General features: G+C 46.0%; 6 protein-coding genes. 2 read left to right on the top strand and 4 right to left on the bottom strand.

The annotated features are described in order from the left end of the window. Nucleotides 1–13: 13 nt before the first annotated feature. A complete protein-coding gene (locus tag GJU82_RS14985) occupies nt 14–10,666 on the bottom strand; it encodes a PKD domain-containing protein (RefSeq protein WP_153632890.1) in 10,653 nt (3,550 codons plus the stop codon). Nucleotides 10,667–11,355: 689 nt separating this feature from the next. Here GJU82_RS14985 and GJU82_RS14980 point away from each other — a divergent pair. Beyond that, nucleotides 11,356–11,772, top strand: a complete 417-nt coding sequence (locus GJU82_RS14980; protein ID WP_153632889.1) for a DUF6146 family protein — start codon at nt 11,356–11,358, stop codon at nt 11,770–11,772. Here GJU82_RS14980 and ribD read toward each other — a convergent pair. Then, complete coding sequence (gene ribD / locus GJU82_RS14975) at nt 11,769–12,824, bottom strand: bifunctional diaminohydroxyphosphoribosylaminopyrimidine deaminase/5-amino-6-(5-phosphoribosylamino)uracil reductase RibD (protein ID WP_228488718.1); 1,056 nt, start codon at nt 12,822–12,824, stop codon at nt 11,769–11,771. The genes GJU82_RS14980 and ribD overlap by 4 nt on opposite strands. A 25-nt stretch (nt 12,825–12,849) precedes the next feature. Between ribD and prmC the strand changes: the two genes are divergently transcribed. Then, on the top strand, nt 12,850–13,692 hold the full coding sequence (gene prmC / locus GJU82_RS14970) for a peptide chain release factor N(5)-glutamine methyltransferase (protein ID WP_153632888.1): 843 nt from the start codon (nt 12,850–12,852) through the stop codon (nt 13,690–13,692). Here the strand turns inward: prmC and GJU82_RS14965 are convergent, their stop codons facing one another. Continuing rightward, nucleotides 13,693–14,625: an MOSC domain-containing protein gene (locus GJU82_RS14965; protein ID WP_153632887.1), complete on the bottom strand. Its 933-nt coding sequence runs from the start codon at nt 14,623–14,625 to the stop codon at nt 13,693–13,695. A gap of 4 nt (nt 14,626–14,629) precedes the next feature. Then, entirely contained in the window at nt 14,630–15,082 is a 453-nt protein-coding gene (moaC, locus tag GJU82_RS14960; protein ID WP_153632886.1) for a cyclic pyranopterin monophosphate synthase MoaC, read from the bottom strand. Nucleotides 15,083–15,090 lie beyond the last annotated feature (8 nt).

Raw genomic sequence — 15,090 nt, 5'->3', positions numbered from 1 at the left:
CTCGTACCAAGGACTACTGCAATAATGTAACATCACCCGCTTTAACTATTTGCGTACCATCTTTAAACGTACATTTTATACGCCAAATATAAACCCCGGGTGAGGCAAGTTCTCCATTATAGTATCCATCCCAGCCCGTATCGATATCATTGGTCAGGAACATGAGGTTACCCCACCGGTTAAAAACCTGCAACTGATACTTGTCAATATCCCCCTTAGCTACAACCGGATAGAACACATGATTGTACCGATCACCCGGCGTATATTTACCTCCGTTGGGGCCATCCTTAGCAGGCATAAAGGCGTTCGGGACCTGGATTTTTGCTTCGCTGTAAGCCTCAACTCCCTGCGCCAGGATAAATGTATCGGTACAGCTCTTTAGAGAGGTGGCCATCAAGGAAACTGGAAATACGCCGACTTTCTGGTATTCATGCCCGGGTTCAAAGACCGTTGATGTATCACCATCACCAAAGTCCCACAAATAGTTATCGGCATTCTCAGAGAAGTTGGAGAAGCTCACTTTTTCTCCCGGAATTTTCACCCTGCTCGGGAAAAGATTGAAATAGGCCCGCACTGCCGGATAAACAACGATCTGTTTGTCCGATTCAGCAACATCACCAACCTGATTAAATACCTGCAAATGCACATTGTAGGCCCCTTCGGCAAAGAAGGTATGTTCGGGCGCTTTTTGCGTTGAGTAGTTTCCGTCGCCGAAATCCCATACGTAACGGTAACCATTCTTCGACTGATTCCGGAACTGCACCTTTAGCGGCGGACATCCCGCAGTATCCGGATCGAATACCGATGACGGCGGCCCGGCCAAAACCGATACCCGCTGAACAGCTTTTTGCGAACAGAAATCGCTACTTGCTGCCAGGGTAATATCATAATTCCCCGGAGTTTCAAAGTCATGAGATGTTACATCCCCATTTACTTCCTGCGTCATGTCACCGAAGTTCCAAACGTAATTCCACGGTCCTCCCGGTGTTTGATTGGTAATCCGGATAGTCTTATCCGGGAACGTCTGAACCTGCGGATCTACAATGAAAGCGGCCTGTGGCGTCGGGTGTACCAGTATGGTTTTACTAATGGTATCGGTACAATGATTGAGTGAAGTCGCCACTAACTGTACCATAAACGTAGAATCTTTCGATGTCGTGTTCACGAATGGATGTCTTGGCTGGAATTCACTGGAATACATTTGATCATTAAAATCCCAGTAATAGGTTTCACCACCAGACGAAAGATTAGAGAAGTTAACACTTAACGGACTACAACCTTCGCTTTTATCAGGTTGGAAATCGGCAGTAACCATCGGGTGCACCTCAATATTGGCAGTATATGACGACTTACAGCCAATTTCATTTTCCACCTGCAAAGTCACCGGATAGACGGTTGTCTGTCCGGTATTAAGATAATCATGCGTAAAGTTCTCTTGAGCACCGGTTGAGGAAGTACCATCACCAAACTTCCAGAGATAACTTTCAGCACCAACTGATTGATCTGTGATTTCCAAAGTGTAAGGCGCACATCCGCCCAGCGAATTGACGCTGAAACTTGCCATCGGTGATGGATAAACCCGAATACCCATCACTGCCGTGTCCGAACAACCATATCTCGACATGGCAACAAGCATCACATGGAATATGGTATCTTTCTGCGAAGTATTGACAAACGTATGACCCGGATTGGTGGAACGATATACCCCGGAACTATCGCCGAAGTACCATTCATAAGAATAGGCACCTTCCGACAAGTTCTTAAAATCTAGTGTCAATGGCGAACAACCTACAGTATCGGCAGAGAAAGCTGCCTTGACAAATGGATTCACCTGGACACTTTCGTATGCATCATCCGAACAACCAAAGTTATTGGATGCTTTTACCCAGATGTGGTAACTCTGGACCATTGGTTTTGTATTCTCATAAGTATGGGTAACCAACGTATCTGAACTCGTAGAGGTTGTTCCATCACCAAAGTCCCATGCAAAATTATCAGCTCCGGTTGTATGATTCGAGAACATGGCATCAAACGGCGTACAATCTTCAACATCGACGGCTGAAATATCGGCATTGGGTGTTGGATGCACCGTAATATCTTTCATGGTCGAATCCACGCATCCGTATGGTGAATAGGCCAAAAGCTTTACATTGTATATCGTATCTGCAAGAGAAGAGTTATCAAACAGGTGATACGGACTGGTAAAGTTCTCTACTGGCGAGCCATCGCCAAAATTCCATTCATAAGCAGCCGCACCATTCGACTCATTGTTAAAGCGGATTCCCAACGGTGCACAGCCAATCGAACCACTGCTAAAGACTGCGTTCAATTCAGGCAGTACCTCAATGCGGGTTTCCATCGAATCCACACATCCAGTGGCGCTTTCAACAATCACCCGCAATGAGTAACTAATTGCCTGACTGGTTGTATCGTGATACATATGATTTACCGTAGCTCCTTCGGCTATGTTTTCCTCTGCTCCATCACCGTACTTAACGGTATAAGTAATTCCTCCAACGGATTGATTTTCCAATTGGACATCCAACGGACCGCAGCCCGTGGTTTTGTCAACGGTGAATTCAGCATGCGGCGCAGCCAAAACCGTAACATCCTGGTAAGTGGAATCCTCACATCCGTAGAATGATTTGCCCACCAATTTTACTGTGTACATGGTGTCATCGGCCGTCGACATATTCACAAATGTATGTGACGGATTGTATTCAGTTGACGTGGGAGTACCATCACCGTAATCCCAGAAGAACAGCTGTGCGCCTGTAGTGAGGTTCTGGAGGGTTGTGAACAACGGAGAGCAATCGATAGTATCAAGTACCATCGCTGTCTTCACTTCCGGCAGTACCGTGATACGACGGATTACTGAGTCGCGGCATCCATTCAGTGTTTCCACAACGAGCTTCAAATCATAATATCCCGGCGTTACACCTGTGTTCTCGTAGATGTGAGTAGCCGATTCGCCGGCCGATTTGTATTCATCATCGTTATCACCGTAAATCCAATGGAACGTATATCCCAAATACGAATTATTAGTCACGTTCACGGTAAACGGAGCACAACCTTCTGCTGACGAGACGGTGATATCGGCAACCGGTGAGGGAGACACAGTAATAGTTTGCCAGGTTGTATCGGAACAATCATAATTATTGGACGCTATCAGTTGAACTGTATTGATGGAGTCGTTGGGTGTTGTATTCTCAAAAACGCGCAACGGATTTTCAGTGTAATCCACATCGAGCGTGTCGCCATTAAATGTCCACTCGTAACTGAACGCCCCCTGTGATGTGTTCTGAAACCGAACCGGAAGCGGCGAGCAGCCTTGTGTATCGCTAACAAAACCAGCCGTTACAGTTGGGAATACATGGATCCGCTTCACGATTGAATCAGTACAGCCATACGGGTTGTCGCCAAGAATCACCATCTTGTAAAATTGTTCATCCCCATGTGAAGAAGTATAAGTGTGGAAAACATGACCTCCACTGTTTATTGTATCTATCGTCCCATCTCCATACTTCACCCGATAAATCTGCCCCGAGAAGGAGAGATTCTCAACACGCACATTCAATGGCCCACATCCTACTGAATCACTAACACTTACATCAATCCGGGGTGAAGGATGGACCGTTACATCCTGTTGCAATGTATCCGCGCAATTATTCACCGATGTAGCAATTTGCGTTACCGTGAAGGTCGTGTCATTGAGCCCACTGTTCACAAATCGATGCGTCGGATTCGCCGCTGTCGTGTCGGTAACACCATCGTTAAAGTCCCAGCCGAGGTAAGCAGCGCCACTGGATGTATTGGTAAACCAGACATCAAGGGGCGAGCATCCACTGGCCGGATTCATATTAAAACCGGCTGTCACTTGCGGGTATACAATAAAAACGTGTTCAGTGGCCGACTCACAGACGTGCGGCGACTTGGCTGTCACCTTCATCCTAGGACTGATTGTTTCTAGAGTCGGATTGGTGTTGTAATAAATATGTGATACGTTGGCCGGAGCTGTAGTAGTATCGATTGGCGAACCATCGCCCCAATCCCATGTCAGGGTCGTTCCGGGAGTTGAATTATCGGTAATTTCAACATTGAAAGGAGCACATCCATTTGTTGCCGAATAAGTCAGATCAATTTTTGGCGTTCCATAGACCGTAATGTCCTCAGTGAGGCTATCCTTACAACCATCCGGAGTGTATGCCAATAATTTAACCGTATACATCGTGTCTCTGTCAGTCGGATTGTAAAAGGGATGGCTTGGGTTCATTTGTGAAGACGAACTACCATCGCCAAAATTCCATAAATAATAATAAGCTCCAACTGAATTGTTCGTGAACTGAACTTTCAACGGGCTACAACCATCCGTTGCCGAAGTAAAAGCAGCTTGCACACCCGGTGTCGCCAGCACGCTGCCATTGGCTTTACTTTCACAGCCATTGGCACTGCTAGCAGTCAAAGTCACCTGGTAACTTTCAGGATATGTTGTTCCGTTCACATAGGTGTGCGATAATGTAGCCGGACTTGAGTAAGTCGTATTCTTGATGCTATCTCCAAAATCCCAATTGTATGTGGTGCCTCCTGTCGAAGTATTCTCAAACAGGGCATCGAATGGTGAACATCCCGAAACAATCGGAATATTGAAACTGGCTTGCGGATTGGCATAAACCGTCACCGTATGCGAAGTCGAATCTTTTTTCCCGTAAGGGGTAACACCAATCAACCATACCGTGTACGTTGAATCGGCTGTCCCATTATTCTCAAACGTGTGCACCGGATTGGTCAGGTGCACATCGGGCGTACCATCACCGAACTTCCAGGTATAAGAAGTTGCGTAAGTTGAAGTATTTCTGAACTGAACCACAACCGGGCTACAGCCCGCTGTATCCGGATAGAATGTTATATCCGGCGGATTATCGGTATCGAGCACCTGGGTTACAGCATCGGTACAACCAGAGGCTGAGGTTGCTGTCAGCGTAATGCTATAACTAGTCGTCGCATCTGGTGAGACAAAATCATGGGTAACAGTCGTCCAGCTTCCCAACGTAACAGAGTTGCCATCCCCGTAATTCAGAACGTAACTTACTGCACCATCGGAGAGATTGGTAAATTCCACAGTCGTAGTCGTACCCGACACATTGGTGACCAACATGGAGTAGTTAGCCTGTGGGCTTCCCAATACGTGTACATTCCTGGTAATTGAATCAACACAGCCATAATAGGATTTGGAGATTAATTTAACCGTATTGTCAGCATCAACACCTGGCGCCGTTTCGTAAGGATGCGAAGGATCGGCTGTATAGTTGGCGGCACCATCGCCAAAGTCCCATTCAAATTGCTGTGCATTCGTTGATAAGTTCTGAAACTGAACATCCAATATGGAACATCCGGTTGTATCCGGTGCAAAATCCGCCGTTACTTTGGGAAGCACCCGTATAGATACCGTAAGAGAATCGCTACAACCAAGAGAATTAACGGCCTTCAGCTTCAGGTTGCGGGTAACCGGGGTTGATGTGCTGTTCGTATATAAATGTGATATATTGCCCAGGCTGTTGGTTGTTTGTGTTGCGCCGTCACCAAAATCCCAGTAATAAGTGGTTGCTCCTGTCGATACGTTTGTTGCATCGAAAGTAAAAGGCGAACATCCTGTATAATTTGGGGCATTGAAATCGGCGTACGGCGCCGGGACCACCAGGAATGCCTGGTGCGCCGTGTCGGAACAACTGTACAAAGAAGTAGCGGCTAACGAAACATTATATATTGTATCGCTCAGTCCGTAGTTGTTAAATATCCTCACCGGGTCTTTCACATATTCATTGGCCCCGCCATCACCGAAATCCCACTCGTAAGAGAATGCTCCCGTTGACGTATTGGTGAAATCGACAACAAATGGGGCACATCCGGCAGTATCGGCTGTGAACGAGGCAGTAACGCTTGGATAAACCACAATGCTCTTCACCACAGAATCCTGACATCCAAATGAGTTGTTCGATTTCACTACCAGGTTGTAGGTTTGTGGCGATGTCCCGGTATTCAGATATTGGTGTGTCAGGCCGGTTGCCGTAGTCAACGTTTCGGTGGCAGTACTATCGCCATAATCCACTTCATACGAAACACCATCCGGCGAAGTATTGAGCAGTGTTGTATTCAGTGGTGTACAACCGGTTGTATCGCTGATATTAAAGTACACTTTATCAACAGGATAGACATGCATGGTAGCGTAGGCCGTATCACTACATTCAGCAACAGATGACCGCACAATCTGCATGACTGTAAACAGATTTTCAGCATTGCCGATAGCATTGTAAATATGCTGCGGATTAAAGTTGGTATCGTCAAAAGTTCCATCACCAAAATCCCAGTGCATCGCGTAGGCACCTGTGGCTGTGTTGATAAAGTCGGCCACCAGCGGGGAACACCCAACGGTGTCGACACTGAAACCTGCTGTTACCCCGGGTAATACCTGAATTGGGTAAGTTACTGAGTCACGGCATCCTTCAGCCGACTCAACGACAAGTTTCAGGTTGTATGCTACCGTAGTCAAATTCGGATTGGTGTACGTAATACTATAGTTGGCTGCATAACCAGTTGTATCTTTTCTATCATCTCCATAATCCCAATAAAAATAGTCACCGTTTAGTGAATTATCCTGAATATCAACGACTAAAGGCTCACAACCATAGTTGTCCGACAACGTGATATCCGCCTTCACTTCCGGTTTAACCAGCATCTGGCGAGTTGTCGAGTCCTTACAACCGTAGAAGGAGGAACTGTTCAATTTAACAGTATAAACTGAATCTGTCCCGGCTGAATTGGTATACGTGTGAGATGCCAGGTATCTATTGCTTGGATTCACCGTTCCGTCACCAAAATCCCATGTGTACGTATATGCTCCCGGATCAGCCACCATAATAACATCCGCCGGAGAACATGCTGTATCGGGTAGAATACTAAAATCGAAATGCTGAGTCGGGTAAACCGTTACTTCACGCATCAGGCTGTTAGTACAACCATAAGTGTTTTCTGCCGTAAGGCGTACCCGGAAATATCGGATGTAGGTAGAGTCGTTAATAAAATCATGTGTTGTATTGATTTCGGTACTGGTTTGTCCATCATCAAAATCCCACAGATAACTAACAGCTCCGGTAGTCTTGTTCGTGAATGTGGCCGGTACCGGGCTACATCCCGGTAAGTAGCTCATATCGAAGCTGGTTTTCGGGACCGGATGAACCAGGATATTCTGATAAGTTGTATCCGAACAACTACTACTGTTGGTAGCAATCAACCGGACCCTGAAAGATGCATCCACATCCGAACCATTTGAAAATGTATGGGTAGTATCGGTTGCAACACTGCTCATGCCATCGTTAAAATCCCATAAATAGATGGAAGCATGTTCCGACTGATTGGTAAAGTTTACATCCAGCGGGTTACAGCCAACACTATCGGAAACAGCGAATTTGGCAACAGAACGTTGATAAACGGTTACCGTATTATTAACCGTATCGACACATCCGAAGGATGACTGGGCCGTCAACTGCACAACATAAGTTGTATCATTCCCGGTAGTATTATTAAATGTATGTGGCGGGCTCCGAAGATCGCTGGTCGGAGAACCATCACCAAAATCCCATTTCCACCAGGTTGCTCCGGGATTCGCATTAACAAATTCAAAAGTTGACGGGTTACATCCTTCAAAGTGTACTGGTGTCCCTGCCGAGAAATCTGGTTTTACTGTAATTTCCTGCTGGGTTACTGTCTCACAGGTACCGTTTTGAATGGTCAGGGTAATCACACGCTTCATAACCTTGGTATCGGTGTTATGATATGTATGTGTCACCGGATCGGCTGTATACACGGTGTCACGCGTACCATCGCCATAATCCCATACGTAAGTGGCCCCACCGATAGTCCCACCATCTGACATTTGCAAAGTATAGGGTGAACAACCGGAGGTATCAGGAACTGATATAACGGGGTCAGGATAAGCAACAAAGTCAATGGTCACATCGTCGTAAGCCGAACAGCCGTTACCGTTGTCGTCTGTCCAACGGAAAACATAACTTCCTTGTTGATCGACATCCACCAGGGTACTATTTTGATCGGAAAACTCGAACGTTGCGGGTCCGGGTCCGGAAACCTTTGTCCAGAATCCGTTGCCAAGAGCTGCACTCCCCGAAAGATTGTACTGCAATCCACAAACGGAATCATCGTCTCCGGCGTCGGGTGCCGGTGTCTGAATAAAATCAACCACGACTGTGTCAACAGCCTCGCAGGTCTCATTCGTAACAACCCAGCCAAACTCGTATGTGCCGTATGCATAAACCTCTACTCCGGCTGCCGGGTCTGAGGTATTGGTAAAGGTTGCTGTGTCCGGTCCGGAAATCTGTACCCAGTGCGCCGGATAGGTGGATGACTGGTTCGCATGCAAATCTGCCACCAATCCGCAAGTATCCTGATCGGCCCCGGCGTTGGATGCAGGCATTTTTAAAATATGAACGACTGTCGAATCATTATCGCTACAACCCGCGTCATCTGAAACAGAATAATCAAGATGATAATCTCCCGGCGTTCCGACCTGAAAGTTCGGATTCTGTAAATTGGCATTGTCCAAATAGGTCGCACCATCACCTGTCCATGAGTGACTTATATAATTACCTGAACCACCAGTGATTACCGGTTGCATCTCCAAAGGTTCGCCAGTACATCCAAATACAGGATCTGGCAGCGTTACATTTACATTGGCAACTTCCAGGTGAAAATCAACCGTATCGGCACAGACTTTGGTACTAACAATGTAACGCACATTAAAGAGCCCCGCACCAGTCCCATCGAAATGGACGACGGAACCTTTGGGAGACTTCTCTTGAAGATACTGGGTATCTCCGCTCCAGTCGTGTTTCAATCCACTTATCGCGGTATTGGGATGACCATCCAATTCTACAGTTGATCCCAAACACAAATTGATTGGATCGCCCAGCGTACTGTGTGCTCCAAGATTGGGATAAACAATAATATCCAAATAAGCTGTATCCCTGCATTCGTATAGTGATTCTGTAATCAAACGGACCGTTACGGTATCATTTTCTCCTGTCGTATTATCAAAGGTCCAATTAGGATTTGTATGTGTTGATTCGTTAACCCCATCTTCATTAAAATCCCAATATCGATTATGGGTATCGGTGCTGACGGTATCACTTCCTCCACCTACAGCCCAAAACTTTATTTTCTGTGGAGCACAAATGGTACTATCTGATGCTTTTATTCCAATTTGTTGTGTGTCGTGAACCAGGACAGAATCACTCATTGTCGAGATACATCCGTTATTATTCACTCCGGTTAATGTAATAACGAATGGCTCATCTGAGTTTCCAAAGGTATAAATATTATTGACCGGCTCGTTGGTTGTTGTTGTATCGCTTGTTCCATCTCCATAATCCCAGTAATACGTATCAGTATTAGTGGAATTATTCTTCATGTAAACCACTAACGGTTCACAACCTTCGGTATCCGACAAAGAAAAATTAAGATTCGGGGACTGTTTTACTGTAATATAAGTTGTATCAGTACCCTCACAACCAGCCCCGTTTACTTCGGTGTAAATAATCTGGTTGGTTCCAATATTGGCTTTGGACGGGTCAAAATGTCCGGTACTGCTGACTCCCGGGCCCGACCAGGTACCTGCTCCTGTCACATTCCGGCCTGTGACGACCATACTAAACGGTGCATCTGCACTACAAACCGGACTTACCGGCGTAATTTTCGGCCAGGGCTTGTCGATAATAATAATACGGGCAGTATTCCATACGGGAGCATTATCAGGATATGGATTACAAAAATTCCAATTATCCAGTCTGATTTCAAACACTTTGCCTACATCCGTTGAATCTGTTACCGGCACATGAATTGCCCATGAACGGTTTTTCGGATCGTAAGGTCCTTCAGCTATATAACCATAGTGTGTGGTATCACCGGCAACGGTTCCATTCCCAATGTGGATAATTGAACCATCCGGTTGATTTAACTCAATCCCCGGAATACGATTCGCTGGATCATCTATACCATATGTGAATTGGGTGATTCGGTCCTGATAGTTAGGTTTATCAACTGCCGGAGCGGTACAGTTCCAGGTACTCTGATCGTGAAACATAATGGTTGTATCCTCACCTACACAAACCTGTACCTCATAGGGATAGATACTAATATTCCCCCCGTTGGAATCATCTTTATCCCAAACGGTAACAATCTGCGGCACCATGGAGTCAGTACAACGGACTCCGTCAACAATTAATGTTGAACTGGCATTGTAGGTACAACTACCGTTTACCTGGGAAGGATAACTATAATTGTCAGTAGCGCTGATGACCGGGAAAGAACCTGAAGTATCAACGGTAGCATCCACTAAATCAACCGTTCCATCTCCCCAATCAAACTCGACCTGGAAAGAAGAGGCACCACTAATACTAACGACTGTGTATTTCGCGTCGAAGGCATAAACATCTACCGGCGCACAAATTCCATTCACCTTGATATTGCTACCCTTCTCAAAGATCAAATCGCAAACCTGTGCGTTTGCGCTTGTACTTCCGAAAAGCATTAACGAAATAAGCAGTAGAAAAAAGGTGTACTTACCCTTGTGAGATTTCATTTGTCCCGATCCCATGAATTTGCCCTGACTTTAATTACTCCTTTTGAACTAGCGCTCCTACTGCTTCTTCTAATCGAAGTAATAACTTTACCTACCGCAGGCCATACCAGGCTAAGTGGCCGCTTGTCATTTTCAGCGGCCCGCGACCGGGAAAGCCAATTTCACTTCGATTGCTCCATTTTTTTTCTCAATGTTCTGTCCAGAAGAAATATTTAAAATGCTTACCTGTTATTAACCTCCTCTGTGCCGGAACATTAGATAGTTGATTATTGAAAACCAGCTCCAACCTTTGTAGTTATTTATACCTTAATAACGCAAAAGGGAACCCGTTTAGTCTATAATTTTTACATTTTTTTCTTTTAAGGGAGAGAATAAAGTGTAAACATTTCAACCACAGGATCAAGTGATTATCTATTATTTTTTTTAGACCATATTTTTAACATATTCCCGCTTATTTAACCAACATGCACAAACTTTTATGCTTCTTTTACAACCGCACCCATTGCATGGGCTCATTTTCTGAAAGTTAAACGGCCCCATTCTTGCATCCTGGCACGATTTTGGCAAATTTTTTTGCGCAGGAAATATTTATATGTACAAAAGACAGGAGGCAATCATGAAACGATCCATGACAAAGGCCAGCGACACACAGGCAAATGTTTATTGGCGAGTTCCATTGCCTGCTGAAAATAAAATATAAACACATGAAACAATTAATGTTTTTAGTACTGGTCGTTCTTGTGGCATCATGTGCCGCCCCAAAAGACAGTACGAACAGCCTGGCGCTTAAAGCCGAAAATGACACAGCACAAAAGGACACCACCGAAGTCATTGCTTTGGATCCCGGATTTGAAAGCTGGTATGCCATGCACAACAACAAAGCCAACTACCGAAGCAAGCAATACTACCACAATTGGAATGTACGTTATGTAAGGGATTGGAACCTGAAAGCTTCGACTTATCCTCATTCCCAACTTTTCAACGGGCAGATTAATTACGATTTCCCGGAAGATTACCCGCTTGAAGCCGAGCACAAACTATTCATGTACTTTCAGTTCGTGGAACACAAATTGGGAATTCCGATACTAACAAGCGGAGCCCGGCCGCAAGCAGCTTATTAGATATTTCTGAAAAGCAGTATCCGGCTGCCGTCCAGTTCATCTTCTTTCATCAGTTTACCCGGTATTTTCGGTGCAGGGACACCGTTCCGGAATAACCGGTCCCCAACAAATACGCGCGCTTCGTCCCACTGGTTTCGCTCCATGAAACTATCCAGCAATTTGCGGCCTCCCTCTACAATTAACGATTGTACCTCCCGCCGGTACAATTCATCCAACATTTGTTGCACCGCGTCGTATTTTGGATCCAGTTTTACAAATTCCAGATTGGGCCCGCCTTCTTCAGGCTTTTCGGTAAATACCAATGTCGGTGTCGATTGGTCAAACAAAGCCAGCTCCCGGCTTAAACGCCGTTTCCGATCGAGAACAATGCGTAGCGGGTGACATCCGTGCCACTCCCTGACCGTCAATGAAGGATTGTCTTTTTCGGCTGTGTTGGTACCAACCATAATCGCGGCCTCGTCGGTGCGCATTTTATGCACCGCGGTTTTCGATAATTGGTTAGTTATCCACGTAGATTGCCCATAATGCTCCGGCGATCGGTCAATATCAATAAATCCGTCCAGGGTTTGCGCCCATTTCAAAATAATGTATGGCCGTTTCTTTTCATGAAATGTGAAAAAACGCCTGTTCTGTTCCTGGCATTCCTCCCTCATGACCCCCGGCACAACACGACAACCGGCAGACTTTAATTTTTCGATTCCTTTCCCGGCTACCCGGGCAAATGGATCGATTGTACCAATAATCACACGGGGAATTTTTTTCGATACGATTAAATCGGAACAAGGCGGTGTTTTTCCATGATGGGCACAAGGCTCCAACGTCACGTAAAGTGTCGAATCTTTTAACAATTCTTTTTTCTCCACCGAATTGATGGCGTTCACCTCTGCATGCGGTCCGCCGTACTTTTGATGGAAACCCTCACCAATTATTTTATCCTGATGAACGATGACGCACCCCACCATGGGATTGGGTGCCACGTTGCTCATGCCCAAACGGGCCAGTTCGATGGCCCGTTCCATATATTTCTTATCGTAACTGAATGACTGATTCATTTCCGGCTTTCTTTATCTTTGCACGATGAAACGACTATTCGATCATATCCGCGAAAAACTTTCATCCCGCTACGGACCGTCCGAAAGTGAAAGCATTTCCTTTCTGATTTTCGAGCACGTTCTCGGATATAGTCGCCTTCAGGTTCACCTGAAAAAGGATGAAACCATTCCGGATGCTAAGATAACGGAAATTGAAGAAATTCTGAACCGCCTTGTTGACGGGGAGCCCATCCAATACATTTTAGAAAAAGCTGATTTCTACGGTCTGACTTTTTTTGTCAACTCTCATGTACTGATTCCACGACAGGAAACGGAAGAACTGGTGGACTGGATTATCAAAGACGATAAACCTCCGGCACCGGAAATTCTGGACATTGGAACCGGAAGCGGCTGTATTTCTGTTTCCTTAGCCAAGAACATTCCGGATGCAAAAGTTTCAGCTTACGATATTTCAGCGGAAGCAATCAGCATTGCGAATCAGAATGCAAAAAACAACGCCGTCGGCATTTGCACACGACAGGTCGATATTCTTCAATGGGAAGCCGTACCGGTTGACAAAACTTTTGACATCATTGTCAGCAATCCGCCCTATGTAAAAGAAGAGGAAAAATCATTGATATTGGATCACGTTGTTAGCCAGGAGCCTCATCTGGCGCTTTTTGTTTCCAACGACGGCCCATTGATTTTTTACCGGCGAATTGCCGAATTTGCGCAACAACGTCTTTCCCCGGAAGGGAAGCTCTATTTTGAGATAAATGAAGCCTTGGGAAGTGAAACCGTCTCGCTTATGAAAGAAAAAGGATTCCCGAAAGTGACGCTAAGAAAAGATATCAACGGGAAAGACCGGATGGTTTGTGCCACCCGGTAATCAATGCCCATCAATTCCGCCCAACATCAGAAAGGCATGGTTGAGGATCCGGAAGATCTCCGTGCAATATTCATACACTGCTTTCGGGCTTCCCGGCAAGGTAAAAACCAGCGTTTTGCCCATCATCCCGGCAACTCCCCTACTCAGCAATGCGTTGGGCTTTTCAGCACCATATTTCAACCGTATCATTTCCATAATGCCGGGCAACTCCTTGTCCAGCATTTGCGAAACAACATCCGGCGTAATATCGCGCGGACCTATTCCGGTGCCGCCGGTTGTAAAAACCAAATCGACACCTGTTTCCCGCGCCTCCTGTAAACGATATTGCAAAACCGGTCCTTCATCGGGAATGACGATGGCTTCCACCTCCAGCTTCCGGTTTTCATTTGTAAAGAAATCAGTCAGCAATTTTGCCAGCAACGGACCACTCTTGTCTTCATACTCTCCTTTAGAGGCTCTGTCACTAAGTGTTATAATCAGTGCACGAAAAATGCGCGGATGATAAGTCAGTACATCACCGTCCTGTACGTGCCCGCCTTTCAACACACGGGCGAAAATACCTTCCTTAGGCATCACGCAATTGCCCACTTCGCGGAAGATGGAGCAGTTATCGCCGTGGCACTTTTTCCCGATCTGCGTTACTTCCAACTCCACGTGCTCTCCAACCAACCGATCGAATGGACGCATCTCGTACAGCAAGGCTCCTTCGGTGGTAATATTTTCCGCAAATTCGCCAAAAGTAATCGTCCTTCCGGCATCTTCCGAAAACTTATCGATGCTCTCCGTTCCCAGTAAACTAACCTGCCGGTGCCAGCTGCCGGCATGCGCATCGCCCTGTACGCCATGAAAATCCAGCTTTATCCGGTCGACCGGAAGTTTTATGGTTCCCTTCTTCCCGGAAATATTGACTGATTTTACGACAATCTGTTCCATCTCTTTACACTTTGGTCTTTTCGTTCAACCGGATACCCTGCATAATCATTTGTTTATCGACTGCTTTGCACATGTCGTAAACCGTTAGTAAAGCTACCTGGACGGCTGTTAATGCTTCCATTTCCACACCCGTTTGTCCGCTGCAAACCACTTCACCGATAGCCTCGATTCCTTCATCCATGAGCGTACAGGCCACTTTCACTTTACTGAGCTGCAACGGGTGACACAGCGGAATGAGCTCGTGGGCCCGTTTGGCCGCCTGGATACCGGCAATTTCGGCTACCGTGATGACATCGCCCTTTTTCATTTGGTTTTCCTTCACCAACCGTATGGTTTCGGGTTGCAGCAAAATCTTACCTGAGGCAACCGCTCTTCTTTTTTGAACCGGCTTATCCGAGACATCGACCATTCGGGCGCGTCCCTCCTCATCGGTATGTGATAATTTTCTGTTTTTCATGTCTTCTT

This window comes from Prolixibacter sp. SD074 (assembly GCF_009617895.1).
In the GTDB taxonomy this organism is placed as follows: Bacteria; Bacteroidota; Bacteroidia; order Bacteroidales; family Prolixibacteraceae; genus Prolixibacter.
The sequence above is the reverse complement of the archived record's forward strand: the minus strand, read 5'-3'. Positions and strand labels throughout refer to the sequence as shown.

Coding starts and splice junctions, on each gene's coding strand:
- ribD (WP_228488718.1), bottom strand. CDS start 12,824: ATGAATCAGTCATTCAGTTACGATAAGAAATATATGGAACGGGCCATC.
- GJU82_RS14965 (WP_153632887.1), bottom strand. CDS start 14,625: ATGGAACAGATTGTCGTAAAATCAGTCAATATTTCCGGGAAGAAGGGA.
- GJU82_RS14980 (WP_153632889.1), top strand. CDS start 11,356: ATGAAACAATTAATGTTTTTAGTACTGGTCGTTCTTGTGGCATCATGT.
- prmC (WP_153632888.1), top strand. CDS start 12,850: ATGAAACGACTATTCGATCATATCCGCGAAAAACTTTCATCCCGCTAC.
- GJU82_RS14985 (WP_153632890.1), bottom strand. CDS start 10,666: ATGGGATCGGGACAAATGAAATCTCACAAGGGTAAGTACACCTTTTTT.
- moaC (WP_153632886.1), bottom strand. CDS start 15,082: ATGAAAAACAGAAAATTATCACATACCGATGAGGAGGGACGCGCCCGA.